This is a genomic window from Acinetobacter sp. YH12128 (assembly GCF_013418655.1).
GTDB lineage: Bacteria > Pseudomonadota > Gammaproteobacteria > Pseudomonadales > Moraxellaceae > Acinetobacter > Acinetobacter amyesii.
This window is the reverse complement of sequence record NZ_VPBO01000006.1, coordinates 40,019-62,394: the sequence shown is the minus strand read 5'-3', so window position 1 is coordinate 62,394 and position 22,376 is coordinate 40,019. Positions and strand designations below refer to the sequence as shown.

Annotated in this window: 17 protein-coding genes; 9 read left to right on the top strand and 8 right to left on the bottom strand. The window is 41.6% G+C overall.

Features of this window, described 5'->3' with window-relative positions; all coding sequences use genetic code 11:
* Positions 1–187 precede the first annotated feature (187 nt).
* The gene (locus tag FTU64_RS05150; protein ID WP_111884495.1) at positions 188–526 is read right to left on the bottom strand and encodes a GlpM family protein; all 339 of its coding nucleotides are present in this window, start codon (positions 524–526) and stop codon (positions 188–190) included.
* Between the two features lie 134 nt (positions 527–660).
* The gene (locus FTU64_RS05145) at positions 661–1,044 is read right to left on the bottom strand and encodes a hypothetical protein (RefSeq protein ID WP_180022381.1); all 384 of its coding nucleotides are present in this window, start codon (positions 1,042–1,044) and stop codon (positions 661–663) included.
* A gap of 179 nt (positions 1,045–1,223) precedes the next feature.
* Here FTU64_RS05145 and uvrA point away from each other — a divergent pair, with 179 nt between their 5' ends.
* Both uvrA and FTU64_RS05135 read left to right on the top strand, forming a co-directional pair.
* Positions 1,224–4,055, top strand: a complete 2,832-nt coding sequence (gene uvrA, locus FTU64_RS05140; protein ID WP_180059335.1) for an excinuclease ABC subunit UvrA — start codon at positions 1,224–1,226, stop codon at positions 4,053–4,055.
* Positions 4,056–4,244: 189 nt separating this feature from the next.
* Complete coding sequence (locus FTU64_RS05135; protein WP_180054201.1) at positions 4,245–4,745, top strand: NF045616 family extracytoplasmic (lipo)protein; 501 nt, start codon at positions 4,245–4,247, stop codon at positions 4,743–4,745.
* 270 nt (positions 4,746–5,015) lie between these two features.
* Here the strand turns inward: FTU64_RS05135 and blaOXA are convergent, their stop codons facing one another.
* Positions 5,016–5,867 (bottom strand): class D beta-lactamase, encoded by an 852-nt coding sequence (blaOXA, locus tag FTU64_RS05130; RefSeq protein WP_373886570.1) that lies wholly within the window; start codon positions 5,865–5,867, stop codon positions 5,016–5,018.
* A gap of 202 nt (positions 5,868–6,069) precedes the next feature.
* On the opposite strand from blaOXA, the gene FTU64_RS05125 reads away from it, so the two are divergent.
* Positions 6,070–6,879 (top strand): toxin-antitoxin system YwqK family antitoxin, encoded by an 810-nt coding sequence (locus FTU64_RS05125; RefSeq protein WP_180059334.1) that lies wholly within the window; start codon positions 6,070–6,072, stop codon positions 6,877–6,879.
* Positions 6,880–6,938: 59 nt separating this feature from the next.
* Here the strand turns inward: FTU64_RS05125 and FTU64_RS05120 are convergent, their stop codons facing one another.
* On the bottom strand, positions 6,939–8,645 hold the full coding sequence (locus FTU64_RS05120) for a diguanylate cyclase (protein ID WP_180022384.1): 1,707 nt from the start codon (positions 8,643–8,645) through the stop codon (positions 6,939–6,941).
* A 1,099-nt stretch (positions 8,646–9,744) separates the two neighbouring features.
* Here FTU64_RS05120 and omp33-36 point away from each other — a divergent pair.
* Positions 9,745–10,644: a porin Omp33-36 gene (gene omp33-36, locus FTU64_RS05115; protein WP_180059333.1), complete on the top strand. Its 900-nt coding sequence runs from the start codon at positions 9,745–9,747 to the stop codon at positions 10,642–10,644.
* A 58-nt stretch (positions 10,645–10,702) separates the two neighbouring features.
* Here omp33-36 and FTU64_RS05110 read toward each other — a convergent pair whose 3' ends face one another.
* A complete protein-coding gene (locus FTU64_RS05110) occupies positions 10,703–11,398 on the bottom strand; it encodes an ion channel (protein WP_180008803.1) in 696 nt (231 codons plus the stop codon).
* A 254-nt stretch (positions 11,399–11,652) separates the two neighbouring features.
* Between FTU64_RS05110 and FTU64_RS05105 the strand changes: the two genes are divergently transcribed.
* A complete protein-coding gene (locus tag FTU64_RS05105) occupies positions 11,653–12,027 on the top strand; it encodes a hypothetical protein (protein ID WP_180008801.1) in 375 nt (124 codons plus the stop codon).
* Positions 12,028–12,116: 89 nt separating this feature from the next.
* On the opposite strand, the gene FTU64_RS05100 is transcribed toward FTU64_RS05105, so the two are convergent.
* Positions 12,117–13,832, bottom strand: a complete 1,716-nt coding sequence (locus tag FTU64_RS05100; protein ID WP_180054197.1) for a cation acetate symporter — start codon at positions 13,830–13,832, stop codon at positions 12,117–12,119.
* A 1-nt stretch (position 13,833) separates the two neighbouring features.
* Positions 13,834–14,166, bottom strand: coding sequence for a DUF485 domain-containing protein (locus tag FTU64_RS05095; RefSeq protein ID WP_078190540.1), 333 nt, complete (start codon positions 14,164–14,166; stop codon positions 13,834–13,836).
* Between the two features lie 181 nt (positions 14,167–14,347).
* On the opposite strand from FTU64_RS05095, the gene FTU64_RS05090 reads away from it, so the two are divergent.
* Together FTU64_RS05090 and FTU64_RS05085 are read left to right on the top strand one after the other, a co-directional pair.
* Positions 14,348–17,836: a PAS domain-containing hybrid sensor histidine kinase/response regulator gene (locus FTU64_RS05090; RefSeq protein WP_078190541.1), complete on the top strand. Its 3,489-nt coding sequence runs from the start codon at positions 14,348–14,350 to the stop codon at positions 17,834–17,836.
* 447 nt (positions 17,837–18,283) lie between these two features.
* Complete coding sequence (locus FTU64_RS05085) at positions 18,284–19,033, top strand: hypothetical protein (protein ID WP_218950840.1); 750 nt, start codon at positions 18,284–18,286, stop codon at positions 19,031–19,033.
* A 426-nt stretch (positions 19,034–19,459) separates the two neighbouring features.
* Here the strand turns inward: FTU64_RS05085 and FTU64_RS05080 are convergent, their stop codons facing one another.
* Complete coding sequence (locus tag FTU64_RS05080) at positions 19,460–20,110, bottom strand: response regulator transcription factor (RefSeq protein ID WP_078190543.1); 651 nt, start codon at positions 20,108–20,110, stop codon at positions 19,460–19,462.
* Positions 20,111–20,485: 375 nt separating this feature from the next.
* Here FTU64_RS05080 and msuE point away from each other — a divergent pair, with 375 nt between their 5' ends.
* Both msuE and sfnG read left to right on the top strand, forming a co-directional pair.
* Entirely contained in the window at positions 20,486–21,217 is a 732-nt protein-coding gene (gene msuE, locus FTU64_RS05075; protein WP_078190544.1) for an FMN reductase, read from the top strand.
* A 39-nt stretch (positions 21,218–21,256) separates the two neighbouring features.
* Positions 21,257–22,363, top strand: coding sequence for a dimethylsulfone monooxygenase SfnG (gene sfnG, locus FTU64_RS05070; RefSeq protein WP_078190545.1), 1,107 nt, complete (start codon positions 21,257–21,259; stop codon positions 22,361–22,363).
* The last annotated feature ends 13 nt before the right edge of the window (positions 22,364–22,376 follow it).

Here is a 22,376-nt window from a genome sequence, read left to right as displayed (position 1 = left end):
TTTGCTCTTATCATGATTATTTGCTGTTCTGTCAGAATTATAATTAATTATTCAAATACTTACATTCCAAATCACACATTTAACGATTGGAAATTCATCATAATTTTAGCCAAATCTATAGTTTTATAAATGATCTAGAACCCATAAAAAATTGATCTAAATCAGCATCGATATAGGCTTTTGATGCTTACTGAAAACTCTGCCATGCATAAATCAAAACAGCCGCAGCAAGCACCCAACTCAACGTTGCTACACTCAAACATGCCGTTAAACTCACACGTGTTGCGAGCAGGTACACCATCAATAAATAAATGAAATAGGGGATAAGAGACCAGAGTCCAAACAGTGCAGTTTTTTGTAATGCGGCTGCACCCTGATCATTTGCCACAATGACATGAGCAATCAACGCAAAAGTCGGAAACAATGGAACCAAACCTGCAATATAAAACGCCTTACTTTTAGACAGCAAAGCAATTAATACCACAACAAAGGCACCCATTAAGCTTTTGAGAAATAAGGACAACATGGCATTCTATAGTTTCGAGAAAACTGCATTTTACGCCTTTTCTGCGATAGTCCTGAGATTTTCCAATGGATTGTTATGCACATGACACAGGAGATTTAAACGATGAACTCAAAAAAGTCATAGCGCTTTTATCTTTATGCACCTTTACACCATAGGCTAGATGTAAAGCGCGCTTTTTGTTGCTCAGCCATTTGCTTAAACTGCGCTTGAACTTTTAAATCTTCAGCACTCATCAAATGTTGATTGTTTTCAACAATTGCCAAAACCAAATCAAACTGTTGAGGAATTTTTTCGCAGGCCAGCTGCTTTTTTTCAGCTTCTGTTTTGGCTTGACCTAATTTCGCAAGATACAGATCAATTTTTTCACTTTCGGTATTCAGCGCCAAAGTTGCTTGTTCTAAGCTGTCATATTTTTGCGCTTTCGGTGTGTGGTTCGGGGTACATGCACTCAAAAACACACTACACATCAATAAACCCATCACACCTAATGTTGGATTGAGATGAAGTTGCCATTTCATGTTAAAAGTCCTAGATTGCTGATTTGCAGATGTTTTAGGGCATCGGCACAGACAGCTATATTTTGATTCGGCCATTTTTCTCACAAAGTCACGCATAAATCTAGGTTTAAATTACACTTGAACATTTTTCATGCGCTATCATATATAGGTTTTTCGATGAATATTTTAGGACCCCTTGCATGAGCCAAAGCCATATCCGTATTCGAGGCGCACGTACCCATAACTTAAAAAATGTGTCACTCGATATTCCACGCGACAAGTTTGTGGTCATTACGGGTCTTTCTGGTTCAGGGAAGTCCTCTTTGGCTTTTGATACCTTGTATGCTGAAGGTCAACGTCGCTATGTTGAGTCCTTATCTGCCTATGCACGTCAATTCCTTTCGCAAATGGAAAAGCCCGAAGTTGACTCGATTGAAGGCTTGAGTCCTGCGATTGCCATCGAACAAAAATCAACGAGCCACAACCCACGCTCAACAGTGGGAACAATCACCGAAATTTACGACTATTTACGTCTACTCTATGCCCGTGTCGGCACGCCGTATTGTCCTGAACATGACCTCCCAATGGTGGCTCAGACTGTGTCTGAAATGGTCGATACCGTCAAAGGTCTAGAAGAAGGCACGGCGCTTATGTTGCTTGCCCCTGTGGTCCGTGACCGTAAGGGTGAATACACCAACTTATTTGAACAATTACAAGGTCAGGGTTTTGTCCGTGCCCGTGTCGATGGTGAAGTCATTGATATCGACACACCACCCGAATTAGATAAAAAGAAAAAGCACACCATTGAAGTAGTGGTCGACCGTTTTAAAGTACGTGATGATCTTGGTAACCGGATTGCAGAAAGTTTTGAAACGGCTTTACGCATGGGCGGCGACATTGCCATTTTGTCGTGGATGAAAGGCGAACAAGAAGACCGCGTATTTTCAGCCAAACACTCCTGCCCTGAATGTGAACGTGCTGTCGGTGAACTGGAACCGCGTCTATTTTCCTTCAATAATCCATACGGTGCCTGCCCTGTTTGTGATGGTTTAGGCACACGCAGCCATTTTAGTGCTGACAAATTGATTCCCAATAATGAAGTTTCGATTAGCCAAGGGGCGATTCGCGGTTGGGACCGTCAACGTCCGTATTACTATAGCATGATCCAAAAAGTGGCAGATCATTTTGGTTATTCACTAGATACGCCGTGGAATGAACTCGATGCCGACACCAAAAAGAAATTCCTTTATGGTACAGGCAAGGAAAAAGTTGACCTCAGCTATATTGATGAGCGTGGTCGTTCGCACAAACGTGTGCAAGCCTTTGAAGGGATTCTACCTCACCTAGAGCGTCGCTACCGTGAAACGGAGTCGAACTATGTGCGTGAGGATTTAGCACAGTATTTGTCGAATGCCGCTTGTGATGCCTGTGATGGTTCTCGTCTGAATGAAATCTCACGTAATGTGAAAATTTTAGATAAGACCATCGCCCAGATCACCAAAATGTCAATTGGCGATGCTGAAAGCTATTATCAAGATCTCAACTTAAGCGGTGCCAAAGGCGAAATTGCCGACAAGATTTTCAAAGAAATCCGTGAACGTTTGCACTTCCTAGTCTCTGTAGGTTTGAACTATTTAAGCTTATCGCGCTCGGCAGAAACACTTTCGGGTGGTGAAGCACAGCGTATCCGTTTGGCTTCACAAATTGGCGCGGGCCTCATGGGCGTGATGTATGTCCTCGATGAACCCTCAATTGGTCTACATCAGCGTGATAATGACCGCTTGCTTGAAACCTTAGTTCGCCTACGTGACCTTGGTAATACCGTGCTCGTCGTTGAGCATGATGAAGATGCCATTCGAGCGGCTGACCATATTATTGATATTGGTCCAGGTGCAGGTGTGCATGGCGGTCATGTCATTGCCGAAGGAACTTATGATGAAATTTTGGCAAACCCTGACTCACTGACAGGTCAGTATTTATCAGGCAAGTTAAAAATCGAAGTTCCAAAACAACGTGTACAGCCACCCAAACCTGAAGAACAAATCAAGTTAATGGGCGCTGCGGGTCATAACTTAAAAAATGTTGATCTGACCATTCCTTTAGGGGTAATGACCTGTGTAACGGGGGTGTCGGGTTCAGGTAAATCGACACTGATTAACCGGACATTATTGCCGCTTGCAGCAACCCAATTGAACGGTGCAACCACACTGACTGCGGAAAAATTTGACTCGATTGATGGCTTACAGTTCCTTGATAAAGTCGTCGATATTGACCAAAGCCCAATTGGTCGTACTCCACGTTCAAACCCTGCAACTTACACCGGTTTGTTTACCCCTATTCGTGAACTGTTTGCGCAAACCCCTGAAGCCAAAGCACGTGGCTATGCTGCAGGTCGTTTCTCGTTTAACGTGAAAGGCGGTCGCTGTGAAGCCTGCGAAGGCGACGGTATGATTAAGGTCGCAATGCACTTCTTACCTGATATGTATGTGCCTTGTGATGCCTGCCATGGCAAGCGCTATAACCGTGAAACGTTAGAAGTTGGTTATAAAGGTCGTAATATTTCAGATGTCTTAGAAATGACGGTTGAAGATGCGATGCATTTCTTCGACGCCATTCCTGTGATTCACCGTCGTTTGGAAACCTTGAACCAAGTGGGCTTGGGTTATATCCGTTTGGGTCAGTCTGCAACCACACTTTCAGGTGGTGAAGCGCAGCGTGTGAAATTGGCACGTGAGTTGGCGAAACGTGATACAGGCAAAACCTTGTACGTGCTTGATGAACCGACGACAGGTCTGCATTTCCATGATATTGCCAAATTACTCGACATCCTGCATGAGCTACGTAATAAGGGCAATACCATCGTGGTGATTGAGCATAACTTGGATGTGATTAAAACCGCCGATTGGATTGTAGACTTAGGCCCTGAAGGTGGTGCTGGCGGCGGTATGATTATTGCCGAAGGTACGCCAGAGCAAGTGGCTAAGAATAAAGTGTCGCATACAGCGAAGTTCTTGAAGCCGATGTTGAAGTAACAATCTCCCCTTGCGGAGCAATGCTCCTCATCTTTAAAAAGAATGGGATTCCCTCTCCTCAAAGGAGAGGGTTTGGGAGAGGTATTTATTAATAAAAATCACTAGGATATGTAAAAAAAATTTTCTAAACTTCCTATTAAATCCGTACGATAAAAAGCATTTACCGTAATCTCAATTGGTAGATAAAACATGAAAATTTTAAGCTTACTAATTTTACTTTTTTCAACAAATATTTTTGCCGATCAATTACATGAACCACTTTATTTAATTAAAAAGCAAAATTCCTTGTGTATTTATACAAACAACCCTAGTTCTAAATTACGTGATGATCATATAACACTTATATCTCTAGGTATTCCTGATTCTAATGCTGGATCTGTTTCAGAGACTATTATTAAAAATCTCGTACATCCTCCTATATACGAAGAAAATTGCCTCTCATTTTCCTTAAAAAATATCAGAAAATCTGGGCCATACTCTGTAATTTTAGATATGGATAAAACTTATGCTGCGAATTTCTGTATAACTGTTGATGATCAAAAAAAGATATCAATCCATAAGCAAGGCAGCCAATTACAATGTCAAAAATCTATATATAACAACCCCTTTAATATTTCCTTAGAAATTAAAAAAAATTTTATAAAAATTAAGAGTTTTTTAAATGAAAAAACGGACAGTAGTAAATTTTAAAGTTATTTCTAAGAGATATGCTTTTTAATTAAACAAACTCAATCACATGAAGGCGACATGGATGTCGCCTGTTTGACTAGGGCAACACGGATGTGCCCTCAGTCAAACAAAAGCATTTTGCCTACTTTTGTGCTTTCAAAAGTAGGAATCTCCTACGCAATGGAAACTAAAACCTAATGCAAAGCGAGGACGTGCCAATTCAAAATTCAAAATTCAAAATTCAAAATTCAAAATTCAAAATTCAAAATTCAAAATTCAAAATTCAAAAAATTAACGTAAATAATGAAACACACCCAACTTATCCAACACATCCAAAGTTAACTGCTTACGCTCTGCCACATCATCCCCTGCTGCCATCTGCATATTCAAACTAAACGACATGATCTTGCCATGACCATCATCCACCCAACCGGTATACCAACCGACTTGGGGTTCAACATCCATGCCCCAACCACTCTTGGCATACAACTTCGCATCGCCACGACTTTCAATATAAAGCATGTCTTTGACTTGCTTTTGTACCGCGACATCAAACGGTAATTTCTCTGTCGCAAGCTGATACGCAAATTTGGCTTCTTGCTCGGGCGTAATCTTTAACGGCCCAACCAACCAAAAATTATCCACCTGTTTGCCAATATTGGCATTGCCAAAACCGACCCGTTTGACTTCTTGTTGCATTAACGCCAAACCTATTCGCCTTGCCAGTTCCTGATAAACAGGCACCGCAGACGCTTGCATCGCTTCACCCAAAGTCAGGTCTTTTTCCCATGACGGGAAAGCACGTTTTTCACCTTTCCATTTAAAAACTTCAGTGGTTGTCGCCTTCTGATGCTGCAAACCAATTAAAGCATTTAACATTTTAAAGGTAGATGCAGGAATGTATGCTGTCTGGGCGCGCTGTAAGTCATTGCCATAATGGCTCATGCGCTGACCATCAAATGTGACAAAAACTGCCTGTGTTTGTGCTTGATTAAATAAAGACAGAATCTCACTCACCCGTGAATTTTCTAAATTGGCTTGAGCCGTTTGTTTTAAGTGTTGAGATGAATCCAACATGCCTTCATTTGCTGTACATGCTGTCAAACTCAGGACAGTCATCAACGATAGATATATTTTTTTCATTGCACTATTTTTATGGTGTTTAAAGTCCATAGTATAAGATGAAGTTCAAACCTGAATTGTTTACTTTTCAACAGTCTTCAATCTGTCGAAAACTCAGCATATCGACTATTTATTTTTAAACAAAACATCCTTATGATGACGCCTATCGTGGACTCAACAACGAATAATTTTTAATTTTTTAAAATATAAAAGCATACTAACAATGAATAAATTTATCTTAAGTTTCAGCCTCTTATTATGTCCGATATATAGCTTTGCCGATGGCTATCTAAACGAATACATGGTGCTGTTTGTCTCACAAGAAGACCCCGATCTTAGCCCATGGAAAGATAAGCCGCAATGTAAAGCCCTCAGCACCCCGACACCACACAATGGGATCTTTGAAAATCAATATGTCTATGCCAATGGCAATGCCCTGACCACCATCTTTCTGAGTAATAGCAAAATTAAAAATGGTGAATGTGAACATCTCATTCACTTTCCAGATGGTATTCAAGGCTCAGGCGTATTTGAAAGTTTCTTCCCCAACGGCAAACCCCGTAGCCGCATTGCTTATAAAAATGGGGAGTACGAGGGCAAACTTGAGTTTTGGTTTGCCAATGGGATAAAAGAGCAAGAAAGTAGCATCATCAATGGTGAGTCGCAGGGGGATTACAAAATTTGGCATCCGAATGGCCAACTGGCTTTTTCTCAAAATTATAAAAATGGGATCGAAAATGGCCTGCGCCAACGCTGGTACAGTATTGGTAAACCGTGGACCTATGCCAATTTTCAAAACAATAAACTGATTGGCGAGCTGAAAATGTGGTTTGAAAACGGCAAACTAGAACGCCAAGGTTATTATCGTAATGGCGTTCGTCATAACAGTTATAAAATTTGGTATGACAATGGGCAACCTGAAGCGGTGCTTCAGTACGATTTAGGCAAAATTACCCAAGCCCAGTGTTGGAATGAAGATGGGAGTCAAATGAACCAACAAGCCTGCAATAAATTATATAAAGATGAAGATTAATTGATTTTTCTAGCTAACTTTATGAATCTGCCAAGATATTTATGAATATCAAGCTGCGTTTAGGCTGAAACACGGTCACGCCCCGCAGCTTTGGCTTTAAACAATGCTTGGTCTGCGCGCTCTAATAAATCGATCCAGCTTTTGGCACCCACTGCAACACCAATACTCACCGTCACGATGAGATCTGCTTCGTCTTCTGCCAAATTGAAATTCACATGCTGAATATCATGCCGTATGGTTTCGGCAATGTGCTGGGCTTTGAGCATATCAATCCCCTCGATCAGGACTAAAAACTCATCTCCACCATATCGCACCACCAAGTCGGATGAACGAATATGTTGTCGTAATTGATTGGCAACATGTTGAATCACCAAATCGCCGACAATATGCCCATAGCGATCATTCACCTGTTTAAAGTGATCAATATCAATCACGATCAGTGCTGTATGTAAAAAGCCTGAATTTTGGCTGTCGCGAAATTTAATATATTCATCTAAGGCAAAACGATTGGCGACATTGGTGAGTGAGTCAGTATTGGCAATATGTTTAAGCTGAAATTCAAAGGCATCACGTTGTTCCAACATGTTTTCAATATGCTGAATGGCATCAAATAAACTGAGATAACCTACTTTGGCAGGTTCAATCACGCCTTGATCCATTTGTCGGTGCCGAGCCAGTTTAAATAACTGATTACGAGCACGAATTAAAGGTTCAAACACCCATTTCTTGGCATAGAACATCGTTAATAATGCAGTCAGTAATGACACGAGCGAGACAAAAAGCGTGAAAATCAATTTATTTCGCGCTTCACGTTGTTCATCCGCAGCTACTTTGAGACTGTAATCTAAAATATAACTTTGCAATTCCACCACTGTGACAAATTTATTGACCATTGCATCAGTGAGCTGGGTGCCATCCATGTGATAACGCTGATGTTGAAGACTTTTTTGAGCCAAACCATCAATAATTGGCAAACCTTTATCTAAAAATTCCGTTCGTACCGCATGATGTAACTGTTTAAACTCGGGTGTTTTGTCATGTTCGGACTGCACGACATTGATCAATTCCCATAGATAGCGTGTTTGACGCTGGGTTTGTAAACTCCGCGCTAAATTTTGCTCTGGAATTTCCTGTTGAAATGATACCGCAGCCATAATATTTGATGCGACTCGTCCCGCCTGATCACGTAATTCTGCCAGTAATAAAATCAGCGTGTAATAATTCGATACACGGGTATCTTTACCATGTGAATGATTGACCAATTTCTGCATGGCAATATAGCTTTGATCCCAAGCTTGGAACATCGCCAAAATGGCATGATCCAATTTTTTAGCTTCACGCTGTTGTGTCGGCAGCGCAATATATTGATCGACCGTTTTGCGACCCTGCAACAAATATGGATATAAATTGGACTCTAACTGCTGGGCGATCGGTGCAAAGCCCGTTTCTTTTAAAACTTTCAGTGTATCTTGATATTGCCGATCAACGCCTTGACGATATTCAGCCAACTCAATAATTTTTTGCTCGCGCTGAAGACCTTGACTCGACATTGCACTGTTAGCTGGCGCACGTTCACGAGAAATTTGGTTGGTTAAATCTGCCACCATTTTTAGCATCTGAATTTCTTTCAGCGCTTGAGCATTTTTGAGGTAGTTTTGATAACTGCTCACAATCAGTGGAACACTAATAAATACGATAGACAAGACGATTACTAGCATCGCAAGTTGCAAGCGCTTACTAATATGCTCTGTTCGTAATGTTTCCATCTATTTTATGCCCCACACTTGTTGCATACCCCAACCCACTTATCAACTAAACGCGGGAATATTTAAATTAATGATCAATAATTTATTAATTTATAAAATGAACATTTATACAGCTAAATTCTATACAAATGTGTTGAATCTGTCACATTTTTATCATTTTAAAACGAGATAATTTGCTAAAAAACAGCAACATATTTGAAAGGAATAATTTTTTTTATGAACTTGCTTAAATAAATATTTACAATTGCAATAAATTGGTGCAGAATGCACCGTATTAGGGCACACTAAATTTCTTCCTCAGCAGAATATTTTAGTTTCCCGAAAATTTTGGCTAAAAAATCCTGATTTTCCATGAAAATCAGGATTTTTTTTGTCTGGACCTACTGAACTCGATGATAAATTCAATAATATATGCACCATAAAAGGGCATTTATTTTTATTCCATCTCCGTTTTATCTATAATCTTTGCGGTAAAGTTCCATTTTTAGACAAAAAAAAAGCCCAACCTTGGGGAAAGCTGGGCGAATAAAAAACAAATGATGGAGAATCAGGGTCAAAGTCACACTTTTAAACTGTGTGACGACTCGATTGGCAAATTATGAATCAAATAAAACCTGATGTAAAGCCAAGTATTTCACAAGGATATTAAATTTATCACAAAGACACATATTTAAGTGAAGTAGACCTCAGATTTAAAACAAAAACGTCCATTTACTATGCAAATAAACAGTTTTTGCCCAACAATTCGGCAGTCAAAGCCGCAATTTATCGCTTCAAATGCGTGAAAAGCGTTAGAATTTACCCACTACAATAAATGTTATTTTGAATTAAAATAACAATAATAATTGTTATTTCAGATTGAAAAGTTGTGTATTTTTTCAAGTGTATTTTTTTAATTAAGAATTTAATCAAACTTACTTAATTGTTCTCAATGATTTTTTTTCAGTGACTTATTAGTTAGAGTAAAAACTGAATTTCTTATTATGAAATAAAGATCTGAGTCAGAGACTGAATAATAACCTTTAGGATCATTGACTTAATATATTGTTACAATACAATGCTCAATGTTTAATCCATTTGTAACAACTGGTAGAAAATCATGAAAAAACTCGGTTTAGCCACTGCTTTATTATTAGCCATGACCGGTGCTCAAGCTTACCAATTTGAAGTTCAAGGCCAAGCAGAATACATCGACACAACTGCAAATGACAAAGATTTCATTGGTGGTGTTCAAGGTACTTACTACTTCAAAAATGTTGACTCTACAAAAGGTCCTTTAGCAGAAGCTGCATTCTTAAACCAAGCTTCTAACGTAGCTGTTGCTTACAACTACGGTGAAGTTGGTTCAGAAGGTACTGACGTAATTGCTCATAACTTCGGTGCTAAAGCTGAAGCTTATGTTCCAACTAAAGTTGTTCCTGTATATGCAAGCGCGTCTTACAGCCACACTATTCTTGACAGCAAAAACCAAAAATTCGCTGACAACAATGGCGACCGTTATGCTTTAGAAGTTGGTGCACTTCCAACTCAAAACTTCTTAGTTGCTGTTGGTTACACTAGCGTTGCTGACCAAGCTGCTGTTGACGCGTTCAACGTTATGGGCAACGGTGTTGCTAAAGCTGCTGCTGAAGCTACAACTATTGGCCAAGACCAAGATGCAATCACTGCACGTGCTAAATATGTTGGCGCAATCGACGACACTAACATGGCAATTGGTTTCGAATCAGGCATCATCTACGGTGATGACACTGCTTACAACCTAGGCACTACACTTTACCTTAACCCTAAACTAAGCGTTGGCGTTTCTTACATGGAATCTAGCTATGCTGGTTCTCCTGACAAAGCTTTAGCTGCTAACGTAAACTACTTCGTTACTCCAGCTGTTTCAGTTGGTGCTAGCTATGTAAATGCTAACTATGAAGCTAAAAACGATGCATTTGAAGATGCTGTAGCGCTTGACACTCAAACTGTTGGCGTAAATGCTAAATTCCGTTTCTAATTCATATTAGATACTGAATATAGAAAAGGACGCAATTGCGTCCTTTTTTTTCCTGCCATTATTTGTCTTTGGGCTCATGGCGTTCCGGTAAATGGGCAATATATTGCAATGCAATTAAGCGTGAAACGATGAGAGCCAAATACATCACCCCACAGAACATTTGAAGCATAGCCAAGACCCGTGCAGGCGCACTCACAGGCATGAGATCCGACAAGCCCGTGGCAGACTGCAAACTAAAACTTAAAAATAATAAATCTAACCACGACTGCATGCCCGGCTCTGCAGGATTTACAAAACTATCCGGATAAATCAGCTGACAAATACTATAGAGAAAAGCAAAACCCCATGCGATGAGGGTAAATACTGCCCCTGCTGCAAAAAGTTCATCTTTGGTTAAATAGCGATCGGCAAACATATAGCGTAATAAGCCATAGGCTGCACTAAAATACGCACAGGCTTCAAAACCATGCGCAATAATTTGAATATTCGGATGATTTACACCGAGCATAATCAAAGTAGAAAACAATACGGCGCAGCCAACAAAACTCAGTCCTAGAATCGTAAACATTGGAGTTTGGCGAATCACTTTGGCAATGATCAATAGTACCGACACCCCAAGTACCCAAATTAGCGCACGAAAAGACAGACTTTCTCGGGTAATCGCGGTTAAAACCAAGATCAGAAACTGCACCAGTAACAGCCATGCTGAGGGTAAAAGTCTAAAGCTTTTCCAAAAATCCACGAATCCTTGCATTATGTTCAATCTCTATATTTTTTTATCATGCGCTGAAATGATCAATCTGAAGCATCATCAACTGATTGATTTTAAATTAGCATGAAGCAAGTTTCTTCTACTGCAAAGATTTGTTGAGCGTGTCCTGAAAAACATCACATATGCCTACTGTTCTGCCTCAGTTTTTTTATCACCTATGAGCCTCAAAAAGCCTATTGTAAGTTTCAGCATTCAGGCGCACATTTAAAGAAATCTCCTGCGTGGTAGATTTCATTATGAAAAAACATCTCGTATTTGCACCCCTCTGTCTGCTCATGCTCTCTGCCTGTACACAAAACAGTCCGCTCCTCAAAGGCCATGAAAATTATGTGGGGACTTGGCAAAACAACCACAGTGAATTAGTGATCAAATCGTCGGGCGAAGTGACGTATTACCATCAAGAACATACTGAAAAAAGTATTGCCAACCAAACCTTCAGTGGTGCTGAACAGTCGCGAATAAAAGCCCATTTGAGCAGTTTTGGTGATCAGAGCTTTAGCATCGGTCAGGATAATTTCTCTCAACAATTCACCATTCAGCGCTCGCCTTATCAAGATGATCAAGGCCATTGGAAAATGTCGATCAATGGAGAAAATTATACACGCAAATAGGACAGAGATTTGTCTACAAACCTCTGTTTCATATCATTCACTCAAACATAAAAAAAGCCCCTTATTAGGGGCTTTTTAGGCGATTCAGATTAGTGATCTGAAGCACCAGAGATACCAATGCCAGTTTGTGAACGTACATACTGTGCATCGAATGCTTTACGCTCAGCTTGTGCTTGTGCTGAATTATCAGTTATAGAGAACAACCAGCAGCAGATGAATGCCAATGGCATTGCAAAGATAGCAGGACCATTGAATGGGTTAATTGGTGTTTCAGAGATTGCGAATGTATCTACCCAAACTGCTTTAGATAAGATAATTAGAATCACGGCAGTTGCTAGACCAACCACACCACCAATCACCGCACCACGCGTCGTTAAACCTTTCCAGAACATCGACAATACAAGCACTGGGAAGTTTGCACATGCTGCTACAGAGAACGCCAAGCCAACCATGAATGCAACGTTTTGTTTCTCGAACAAGATACCTAAAATCATCGCGAAGATCGCAAGACCTAAAGTCGCGATTTTAGACATACGAAGTTCAGATTCTGGCGTTGTTTGACCTTTCTTGAATACGTTTGCATACAAGTCATGTGAAATAGCTGAAGCACCAGACAATGTTAGACCTGCAACTACTGCAAGAATCGTTGCGAATGCTACCGCTGAAATAAAGCCCATGAACAAGTCACCGCCCAATGCATCAGACAAGTGAACCGCTGCCATGTTGTTACCACCAACAAGTTCTAACTTGCCAGTTACCGCCATTTTCGCTACATCAAGAAATTGTGGGTTGTTCGATACATAAAGGATCGCACCAAAACCGATGATGAAAGTCAGTAGGTAGAAGTAACCAATAAAACCTGTAGCAACAACTACTGATTTACGTGCTTCTTTTGCATCTTTTACAGTAAAGAAACGCATCAAAATGTGTGGAAGACCTGCTGTACCGAACATTAATGCAAGACCTAGAGAGATCGCATCAATTGGGTTTGCAGCCAATTTACCCGGCCCCATAATGTTTGCAGCTTCAGCTAAAGATACGTCATGTACTTTAGAGAAAACTTGGATCGATTGAGTGAACATTTCAGAGAAGCTGAAGCCCACGCCTTTCATGACCATAAATGCCATGAAGGTTGCGCCAGACAAAAGCATCACAGCTTTAATGATCTGTACCCAAGTTGTTGCCAACATACCACCGAAGATTACATAAGCCATCATCAGTAGACCAACGATCACAACCGCAATGTTGTAGTTCAAACCGAATAGTAGTTTGATCAACTGACCTGCACCCACCATCTGTGCAATCAGGTAGAACGCTACAACCACAAGTGAGCTTACTGCTGCAAGGGTACGGACAGGTTTCTCAGCCAAACGGAACGATACAACGTCAGATAAGTTGAATTTACCTAAGTTACGCAGACGCTCTGCTACTAAGAACAATACAATTGGCCAACCCACCATAAAGCCCAATGAATACAGCAAGCCATCAAAGCCTGAACTGAATACCATTGCGGAAATACCGAGGAACGATGCTGCTGACATATAGTCACCGGCAATCGCTAGACCATTTTGGAAACCTGAAATACCACCACCAGCAGTATAGAAATCTGCAGTGTTGGTAGTTTGTTTTGCAGCCCATTTAGTAATTAGCAGCGTAAAACCTACAAAGATGGCAAACATGATAATTGCGTGCCAGTTGGTCGCTTGCTGCTGTGCTTCACCTAAATCTGGTCCTGCCATTGCCATGCTTGACATGAGCAGAGCGGGAGCCGCCAGTGCTGTTGCTTTCAATGAATTCCATTTCATCTTAGTGAAGTCCTTTTTCTTGAGTAATTGCTTCTACTTCACGCATTGCTTCTTCGTTTAATGCATCTAATTTATTATTTGCAATGTACGAATACACACCACAGAGCAGGAATGACAATACAATAATGCTCAAACCTAATGGCATACCAATCGTGGTTACACCACCACTCACGGATTGCATCAAGAACTCTTTGTTATAGCCCACAAGTAGCATGAAGCCGACATAGACCACCAACATGATGATCGTCAAAGTCCAGCTCAACTTACTTTTACGGCTAACCATTTCCTTAAATTTTGGATTCTGTAGAATTTGTTCTACCTGTCTCTCATCCATAATGTTCTCCTTACGCCGAACCTTGGCGCGCAATTTTCTAATTCGAATTATTTCGAAGCTAAACTTACCAATGTTCCTTATCTCTTGTAATTTAGACTTTGGTCGTTAAATTTTGAGCAATAACCTCCCTAAGCCTATGGATGCGTTATCATTAAGCGAGAATTAATATGCTGCAGGCTCTATGAATAGTTGGCTTATCGTCGGGGTATTGGCCCTTTACATCGCATTACTCTTTGTATGTGCATTCTTTGGTGAAAAGCATGCCAGCAGGCTCAGTACTCGCGGCAGAATGCTTCTCTTTAGTCTAACTTTAGGGGTTTACTGTTCATCTTGGACGTTTTATGGCGCAACAGGTGCCGCGGTTCGTGAGGGCATTATTTTCCTGCCGATCTATCTAGGACCGCTGCTATTTGTTGCGCTCGGCTATGATATTTGGCGACGTTTAGGCCGTGTCCGTCAGCATCATGCCATTTCATCGATTGCCGACTTTGTAGCAGCACGATATGGTAAAAGTGGCCCCTTAGCGTCATTAGTCACGATCCTTGCAGTGATTGCCATTATTCCCTATTTAGCCTTGCAACTACGTGCAATTGCCCTAAGTGCAACGGTCATTTTAGAACCGACCGCTGGTCTGACCGGCACCACCAATAGTGTGCTGTTTTTGACTGGTGTATTGGCGATTTTGGCGATGATGTTTGGGACACGACAGATTGCCAATACTGAACAGCACGGCGGCTTAATGTTGGCTGTGGCATTTGAGTCTTTCGTCAAGCTGTTTGCACTACTTGCAGTCGCATTTTTCTTTGTTTTTGAATCACCTGAAAACATGGCTCAAATCAGCCATGACATCAACACCACCTTTAAAGATGTTCAGCTCAAAGGTGTGCCAGAAAGCTTTTGGATTCAAACTTTATTGGCTGCATTAGCGATTATTTGTCTACCACGTCAGTTCCATGTCGCGGTGGTTGAACTGCGAGATGAAAAGCATATCCGTGGTGCTCGTCGTTGGTTTGCCATTTATCTGATTTTAACTATTATCGCGATCATCCCGATTGCCAGTTGGGCGCTGCATGCAGCACCTGCCTACTTGGCAATCCCCGATGTTGCTGTGCTCTCACTGCCTTTGAGTTATAACCAAGACTGGTTGACCTTACTTGCATTTCTCGGTGGTTTTTCAGCTTCGACAGGTATGCTGTTGGTGTCGTCAGTGGCCTTGTCGATTATGCTCAGTAATGACTTGATCATGCCTGCACTGTGGCGTACACGCTTATTGTCACGTCATGACAAACGCCTACCACTCGTACTGAAATTCACACGTCGTGTATGTATTTTAGCGGTCATGTTATTGGGCTTCTTGTTCTTCCATTTCTTCAATGACATTGACCAATTATCGGTATTTGGCCTATTGGCCTTCAGTGCTGTGGCACAGTTTGCACCGGCGTTAATTGGTGGTTTATATTGGCGCGGCGGAAGTAAGCAAGGCGTATATGCAGGTCTGTTGGTCGGCTTTGGCATGTGGGCTTATACCCTGTTATTACCAACCGTATTGCGTAGCCTGCCTGAACAATTTAAAACATTTACCGAAAATCTTTTAAGTCAGGGTCCGCTAGGCTTGAGTTGGTTACGTCCTGAAGCACTGTTAGGGTTTGAATCTTTCGATCCACTTACCCATGGCGTAGTTTGGGCACTCGGTTTAAATATCACCCTCTATATTTGGATTTCCCGCGTCTTCCGTCCAAGTGTTGCCGAGCAAATTCAGGCCGAAAGTTTCTTTTATTATGAAACCAAGCCCCTCCCGGCTCAAAGTACATCAAACGACATCAGCTATATTCACCATGATGTGGCACGCTTAAAAGTAGGTGATCTGATTACTTTGGCAAAACGCATTACCGGTGAAGGTCCAACTATGCGCGCCTTCAACCAGTTCTGCGCACAAAACAATGTCGTTTTGAATGAAAATAGCAGCGCCAACGGCATGTGGTGGCGTTTTACCGAACAGTATCTTGCCGGCACCATCGGTGCGGCATCTGCCCGTACCCTACTCACCACAGCCATGGTCAATAATGGTTTAGCACTCGGTCAGGTCGCCAATATTCTTGACCAAGCCTCACAGTGGCAGCGCTTTAACCAAAACCTGATCATGACCATGATCGACCATATGACTCAAGGTGTGTCCGTGGTTGATGAAAATATGTGTTTGGTGGCATGGAATAATCAATACCTCAAACTGTTTGATTATCCAAAAGACATTGTCTATGTCGGTTGCCCAATTTCAGACTTGATTCGTTATAACGCTGAACGCGGCGAATGTGGTCCCGGTTCAGTCGAGGAACATGTGCGTAAACGCATGCATTGGATGCAAGTCGGCAGCGCACACGAATTTGAACGGATTCGTAAAGATGGCCGTGTAATTCAGATGCGTGGTAATCCGATCGAAGGCGGCGGTTTCGTGACGACCTTTGCCGATATTACCGCATTCCGTGAAAATGAAGCCTTGCTTGAAGGGCGTGTGCAAGATCGTACCCAACAGTTGGCAGATGCCCTGTCCGAACAACAATTGGCACGTGAACAAGCCGATAAAGCCAATATGTCGAAAAGCCGCTTTATCGCTGCCGCAAGCCATGACTTATTGCAACCGATGCATGCTGCGCGTCTGTTTAGTACCGCCCTCGAGCAAAGCGTACAAAATGACGATGATCGTAAAACGCTTCAGCAACTTGATCGTGCGCTGCATGGTGCGGAAAGTATGCTCTCTGCCCTATTGGACATTGCACGACTCGAAGGTGGAACCATTCAACCAAAACGTCAGCCTTATCCGCTGCATGACTTACTCAGTGATCTTGAACTTCAATTTAAATCGATTGCGGCACAGCGTAATATCAAACTGACCGTACACGATGCTCAGTTCTGGATTGACACCGACCCACAGTGGATTCGTCGTATTATTCAAAACTTCGTCAGCAATGCCCTACGCTATACGGCACGTGGTCGTGTGGTTGTCGGTGTGCTACGTTCAGCACGTCCAGGACATATTCGTATTGGCGTTTGGGATACAGGTCCTGGGATCGCGGAAGAACAACGCATTAAGTTGTTCCAAGAGTTCGAACGCTGTGGACATACCTCTCCATGGGGCGAACAAGGTCTGGGCTTAGGTTTAGCCATCGTGCAACGCATGACCAGCCTACTCGACTATCCGGTGCATGTGTTCTCAGAACTTGGTCATGGTTCGTGCTTTATGATTGAAGTGCCTGTGGTCGCTGCGCCAAAAGTGGTCGCTGCACCGACCCAAGCGGTTCCGTTGAAAACCAAAGCCTATAAGATTCTGTGCTTAGACAATGATGAAACGATTTTGGAAGGGATGTCGACCTTACTGACCAAATGGGGCTATCAAGTCTTTAAAGCCACTGAACCTGAACAGGCCATGGAGTTGATTCAACAAGAAAATATTCAAGTTTGGTTGGTTGACCAACATTTGAATAACAACAAGATCGGTCTCGACTTTATTTTAGATAACCGTCAGGAAAATGTCCCTGTGGCGCTGATTACCGCAGATTCTGATCCTGAACTACCGCAACGTCTAAAAGAGTTAAACATCGTCTTACTGAAAAAACCATTGAAACCGGCTTCACTGCGTTCATGGTTATCTGGTTTAAAAATTTCAAATCAGTAGCGTTGTTACAGGACATCGCTCTGTGAAAAGTAGCCCATTTCATTCACATGAAATGGGCTTTTGTTTACCTTGCTTTTACTTAAACTTACCTAACTGGCAAAAAAATTTGTCTCAACAGCAAGACCATTCAAAATAGCCCCGATATTTCGTCTATTTATTAGCCATAAATATCAAATTAAGATTGCCTATGGCAAAAGATATCGAATGCGTGAGTGAACACTTGTACACTTAGTTACAATTAAAAATCTATTTGATTTAAATCATATTTTTATAACCAAAAATAAAAACTAAAACTTTAGTCGTATATTTAGCTGCGGCCGTTCGTTTTAAAAATATTCATAAGAAGTTGATCAGTTTCAAGCCAATTCAAGAAGCGTCATAACTCAACACTTGAGAAGCTGATCTCCCCCTCATATTAGGAGTGATCTTGTGAATATTTCAGAAACAATGCCGCATGGTTTTGATCAAAATCTACAGTTTCATCGTCAGTATGGTGCCAATGCTATTTTGCCAGAGATCGATTGGCGTCAGCTATTTAAGTTCAGCAAATTAAGTGATGTGCAAGTCGAAGCGCTGGAAACGCTCTATCGCAGTGCCGTTCCTCTCGCTTTACAAGTATTTGACGAACTGAATTTTGATGTCTTTGCGCCAAATGCCTACAAACCTCAAGGCCTTGGCTTATTCGATCGACTGGCAGAACAGGAAGATCTACTACTGCAAAATTTAGAAGCAGAATCCAATGGCTTAGGTTTGGACACCCGTCATCAGATTTGGAGCATGCTACTGCGTGGTGGTGCGGTCTTAGTATTTAAAGCTTGGCTCGGTAAAGTCAAAACCGACAAAAACCAGCTGGATAAAACACAGTTTGATGAATTATCCGATTTACTATTTATTAAAACAGCGCCATTTGAATTGGCACAACGTTTAAATGTTGATGCCAACTCCAAGCAAGACCATATCTTCCTGATGTATGACAATGATGTTTATCTGGACCGTTTTAACAGCTTAGAAACCGCAGCTCTATTTGTGGATTTGGGTGTTTATGATGCTGCTTTCCTGAGTTTACGTGATGACCGTGTCGCGGATTATCTCAAAGCGCGCGGCTATGTGTCCGATGAACAAATTGATGAATTACAATGTGCGCTCAACCCTTTGTACTGTAAGGATTTGACGCCTAAGCAAGACTATATTGCTTAAGTTATTGTTGAAGTTGTTTATATAAGGTATTAACTGATGTTACGCAGTAACATCAGAAGCACAATTTGATTCAAATAAAAGAACGATACGCGGTAACGTCATCCGCAAGTGTTTGAGACAGGACGACTTCTAATCACAAATGTTTTTGCGATACTTTGAATAATTTGGCGCAAGTGAACGAGTTTTGCGGATGACAATGGTTTTGGGTACTTTTGCCGAAACAAAAGTACCTCCAGCCGAAGGCTGATCCCTTTATTTAATCCCTAGATGTAAGACTCCGTCGAACTGACTTAAAAATCATTTTAAAAATGCGAAATTACTTTTAGGTGCGTAATATCAGTTATTGGTTTAATTCGCATTGTTCTATCGCTTAAACAGCATAAAAAAAGACCTCCACGATGGAGGTCTTTTTTTTGGAAAAAATCCTTAGATTTTCTTTTCTTCAATATTCAATGCATTAATTGCCAATACAGCTTGAGTTCGGTTTTGTACGCCTAACTTACGGAAAATCGCCGTTACATGCGCCTTGATGGTTGCTTCAGATACATCTAACTCATAGGCAATTTGCTTATTCAACAAACCTTCCGCCACCATCATTAACACACGGAATTGTTGCGGTGTTAAAGACTGAATACGTTCTGCCAATGCTGTTTCATCTGCAGCACGTGGGTCAAAATTCATGTTGGCAGGTAAATTTGGTGGCAACCAAATCTCGCCTTCTAATACTTGACGAATCGCTTCACCAATGTGGCTTGGATGCGCAGATTTTGGAATATAACCCATCGCGCCATGTGCAATCGCACGTTGGATAATCGACGCTTCTTCATGCGCAGAGACCACAATGATTGGAATCGATGGATATTGTGCGCGAATATGCACCAAGGCAGAAAAGCCTGAAGCACCTGGCAAGTTTAAATCCAATAACACAAGATCAGGCTCAGGGCCATTTTCAAGACGTTCATAGCATTCATTGACTGCTGCAGTCTCATGAATTTGCGCCTGAGGCAAACTATAACGAACCGCCTGAATTAAAGCATGACGAAACAGCGGGTGATCATCAACGATTAAAATATTCATAAGCAACGTGAGAGATCTTGTGCACAATGACCCTATTCTAACCACACATGCTATGTGAAGGATATGCAAGAACTTATTTTTTTGCATTTAAAATGTAGATTTTCACCTAAAATGCGTCTTTTTTTCGCATTTTCTATAAATCTTTAAATCTAATCATATTTTCATATAAATTTTATCAACACAGTAAAAATGCTTATATCTAAGCATTATATGTTGAAATATCAACAGTTTAAAATTTGAAATTTCACGAATCTTCTGGTTTTTCCAACATATCTAAAAATCAGATAACTTTTCTGATTTTCGTTATTTTACAGTGATCCACCCATCGGGATTAATAAAAGGCATTCCGAGAAACCACACTTTTAGGTTTAAAAAATGTCTCAAGTTAATCTACAAAAACCCCTGAATATTGTTGCTGTGTCAGGTGGTCTAAACAATCCATCTAAAACTGAAGCTTTGGTGCAAGCCATTGTTGATGAACTCGGTGATGCAACTCCAATCAATGTGCATTTTATTAAGTTTAGTGAAATTGGCAATTTATTAGGTGGCGCGATTTACCGTAACCAATTGCCACAACGTGTACAAGATGACCTTGCTGCTGTTGAAGCTGCTGATGCACTGATTGTTGGAACACCAGTTTACCGTGCTTCATTTACAGGCCTGTTTAAACACTTCTTTGACTTTGTCGAACAAACTGCCTTGGTGGATGTACCTGTCTTGCTTGCAGCTTCGGGTGGTTCTGAACGCCATGCTTTAGTGCTTGAACATCAACTGCGTCCATTGTTCAGTTTCTTCCAAGCGCAAACATTACCAATCGGAGTCTATGCAACAGATCGTGATTTCACCCCTGAATACACCATTCATAGTGAATTACTCCGTGACCGCATTACTTTAGCCGTAGCACGTGCGCTGCCGATTTTGGAATGGGCTCCGGCCAAAGGTCAGCGTGCTGAAGTGGTGAAAGCCAAGTCTCAACAAGCCAACCAAAACTTGGGCATTAATAAGCAAATCGAGCAAGAAGAAGTCCTTCCTTCTGCAGCTGTTCCAAGTTTGGATGCCGCTGAAGCTCGACTGCATAGTAAAAAGCCAAAAACGCAAGTGGCCTAAACACCACAGCATAACAATTCGATCCCGAGGGTTTGCAAAATGTCAGTACAAGAAAAAAACATTACATTTGCGTATTGGGTACCAAACGTCAGTGGTGGTTTGGTGGTCAGTAATATTGAACAGCGTACCGATTGGAGCTATGACTATAACGTGCGTTTGGCACAAGCTGCAGAAAAAAGTGGCTTTGATTATGCGCTGACTCAAATTCGTTTTACCGCAGGCTATAACGCCGAAAATCAACATGAGTCGGTGAGTTTCAGCCATGGTATTTTGGCCAAAACCGAAAAGCTCAAAGTCATTGCAGCGATTTTACCCGGCCCTTGGAAACCAGCTCTGGCTGCGAAACAATTGGCGACCATCGATCATCTCACCAATGGCCGTATTGCGATTAATGTCGTGAGTGGTTGGTTCCGTGGAGAGTTTGATGCGATTGGTGAAGAATGGCCAGAGCATGATCAACGCTATGCGCGTTCTGAAGAGTTCATTCGTAGCCTAAAAGGCGTTTGGACGCAGGATAACTTTAGTTTTGATGGTAAATACTATCAATTTAAAGACTACACCCTATCTCCAAAACCGGTGCAAAAACCGCATATCGAGATCTTTCAAGGTGGCAGTTCACGTGCAGCACGTGACATGGCATCCCGTGTTTCCGATTGGTACTTCACCAACGGCAATACCCCTGCTGAGTTGAAAAAGCAGATCGACGATATTCGTGAAAAAGCCAAAGCCAATAACCATCAGGTCAAAATCGGGGTGAATGCCTTCATCATTGCCCGAGATACTGAGGAAGAAGCCCAAGCGGTGCTTCAAGCGATTATCGACAATGCCAATACTGAAGCGGTCAATGCCTTTGGCGATGCAACTCGTGAAGCAGGTGCATCCACAAAAGAAGGCGAAGGTAACTGGGCAAAATCTACTTTTGAAGATTTGGTTCAATATAACGACGGCTTTAAAACCAATCTGATTGGCACGCCACAACAAATTGCCGAACGCATTGTGGAACTCAAAAGTGTAGGTGTCGATTTGGTTCTCTCAGGTTTTCTCCACTTCATTGAAGAAGTGGAATACTTTGGCGAAAAAGTGTTGCCACTGGTTCGTGAACTGGAAGCTCAACAGCAGCAAGTTGTGCAGGCTAAATCAGCATAATTGTTGATGCAGT

Coding starts and splice junctions, on each gene's coding strand:
- FTU64_RS05085 (WP_218950840.1), top strand. CDS start 18,284: ATGCCGCATGGTTTTGATCAAAATCTACAGTTTCATCGTCAGTATGGT.
- FTU64_RS05125 (WP_180059334.1), top strand. CDS start 6,070: ATGAATAAATTTATCTTAAGTTTCAGCCTCTTATTATGTCCGATATAT.
- FTU64_RS05120 (WP_180022384.1), bottom strand. CDS start 8,645: ATGGAAACATTACGAACAGAGCATATTAGTAAGCGCTTGCAACTTGCG.
- FTU64_RS05135 (WP_180054201.1), top strand. CDS start 4,245: ATGAAAATTTTAAGCTTACTAATTTTACTTTTTTCAACAAATATTTTT.
- sfnG (WP_078190545.1), top strand. CDS start 21,257: ATGTCAGTACAAGAAAAAAACATTACATTTGCGTATTGGGTACCAAAC.
- FTU64_RS05100 (WP_180054197.1), bottom strand. CDS start 13,832: ATGAAATGGAATTCATTGAAAGCAACAGCACTGGCGGCTCCCGCTCTG.
- FTU64_RS05105 (WP_180008801.1), top strand. CDS start 11,653: ATGAAAAAACATCTCGTATTTGCACCCCTCTGTCTGCTCATGCTCTCT.
- FTU64_RS05145 (WP_180022381.1), bottom strand. CDS start 1,044: ATGAAATGGCAACTTCATCTCAATCCAACATTAGGTGTGATGGGTTTA.
- FTU64_RS05080 (WP_078190543.1), bottom strand. CDS start 20,110: ATGAATATTTTAATCGTTGATGATCACCCGCTGTTTCGTCATGCTTTA.
- uvrA (WP_180059335.1), top strand. CDS start 1,224: ATGAGCCAAAGCCATATCCGTATTCGAGGCGCACGTACCCATAACTTA.
- msuE (WP_078190544.1), top strand. CDS start 20,486: ATGTCTCAAGTTAATCTACAAAAACCCCTGAATATTGTTGCTGTGTCA.
- FTU64_RS05150 (WP_111884495.1), bottom strand. CDS start 526: ATGTTGTCCTTATTTCTCAAAAGCTTAATGGGTGCCTTTGTTGTGGTA.
- FTU64_RS05110 (WP_180008803.1), bottom strand. CDS start 11,398: ATGCAAGGATTCGTGGATTTTTGGAAAAGCTTTAGACTTTTACCCTCA.
- omp33-36 (WP_180059333.1), top strand. CDS start 9,745: ATGAAAAAACTCGGTTTAGCCACTGCTTTATTATTAGCCATGACCGGT.
- blaOXA (WP_373886570.1), bottom strand. CDS start 5,867: ATGAAAAAAATATATCTATCGTTGATGACTGTCCTGAGTTTGACAGCA.
- FTU64_RS05095 (WP_078190540.1), bottom strand. CDS start 14,166: ATGGATGAGAGACAGGTAGAACAAATTCTACAGAATCCAAAATTTAAG.
- FTU64_RS05090 (WP_078190541.1), top strand. CDS start 14,348: ATGAATAGTTGGCTTATCGTCGGGGTATTGGCCCTTTACATCGCATTA.